This is a genomic window from Sporolactobacillus inulinus (assembly GCF_006539285.1).
Taxonomy (GTDB): domain Bacteria; phylum Bacillota; class Bacilli; order Bacillales; family Sporolactobacillaceae; genus Sporolactobacillus; species Sporolactobacillus inulinus.
The window spans coordinates 1-1,369 of sequence record NZ_BJMS01000205.1 but is presented as its reverse complement, the minus strand read 5'-3'; the positions used below and the strand labels follow the sequence as shown (position 1 = coordinate 1,369).

Below are 1,369 nucleotides of genomic sequence, written 5' to 3'. Positions count from 1 at the left end.
TGTGTCCCGGATGGGCAGCGGAAAAACAAGCAACAAATTCAATAAAGAATTCCGGCAAATGATCGTGGAACTCTACCAGTCAGGCACTCCGGTCAAAGATCTCAGCAGCGAATATGGCGTATCGGAAACAACGATTTATAAATGGATTAAGAAACTGAATCCAATTTCTTTAGAAGACGGGAAATCCTTTACTCCTGAGGATTACCTGAAGCTTCAGAAAGAGATGAGACGCATTCAGGAGGAAAACGAAATATTAAAAAAAGCTATGGCCATATTCGCAAAAAAGTAACGTCCGCTGAGATGAGTGTGTTGATTGATCGCCTGCAAGAAAAACATCCCATAAAAACGGTATGCCAGGTGCTTGACATGCCGCGGAGTACCTATTATCAGGCCAAGAGTGCCGGTGAGTCCAGTCTGGCCCGTGAGAATCGGAAATTGATGCAACGTATTCAGACCCTTTATACAGAAAGTAAACGGCGATATGGAGCTCCTAAGATTCAGAAACGCTTGAGAAAAGAAGGCTTTATGGTCAGCCTCAAACGTGTGCAACAGCTGATGAGACGAGCCAATTTGCGGTCCATTATTGTGAAAAAGTATCGTCCGCAATCGAGCCAGGGACCGGTCGAGAACAGAAAAAATGTACTGGCTCAGGACTTTACAACAACAAAGATCAACCAAAAATGGGTTGCAGATATCACTTATATCCACACGATCAAAGAGGGCTGGTGCTACCTGGCCTCAGTCATGGATCTGTGTACACGAAAGATTATTGGCTATTCCTTTTCTCGGAGCATGACAACAGAGCTAGCCTTAAAGGCTTTAGATAACGCTTGCGTCAACCAAAATCCTGAACCGGGTCTGATCCTGCATACGGACCTTGGGTCCCAGTATACAAGCCATGAATTTGAGAAAGCGATTCAAGAGAAACAAATCGTCCATTCTTTCAGTAAAAAAGGCTGCCCATACGATAACGCGTGCATTGAGTCCTTTCATGCAACATTGAAAAAAGAGGAAATCCATCAGACGACGTATCATGATTTCAATGAAGCAAGACGTGCCCTCTTTCAGTACATTGAAGGCTGGTACAACAGGTCCCGGATCCATAGCTGTCTCGATTACCTGACGCCTCAGGAAGCAGAAGACAAGTTTTTGAAAGTGGCCTGATCATGCTGCACGAGCACCGCTTGACATGGAGAGACGGGCGTTGTAGGCTATCTCGCCAGGCGAAAGAGATTTACCCTTTCGCCCCTTTGCCAAAAAACATCGCCCGTAGAGGCTCCATGTCAAGCGATTCAGATCAAACTCAAAATGACGCAACGAGCTCTCAATCTACCAAACTTTTTTGTGTCCAATATATTGACTTACATCC

1 protein-coding gene is annotated in these 1,369 nt (G+C 45.1%); it reads left to right on the top strand.

All coding sequences use genetic code 11. The annotated features are described in order from the left end of the window. The first annotated feature begins 10 nt into the window (after positions 1-10). Positions 11-1,164 (top strand): IS3 family transposase gene (locus tag SIN01_RS14715; RefSeq protein ID WP_141306174.1). Its coding sequence is split into 2 segments (ribosomal slippage): positions 11-263 and positions 263-1,164, totalling 1,155 coding nucleotides; the frame shifts between segments, so codons are not numbered across the junction. Positions 1,165-1,369: the final 205 nt, after the last annotated feature.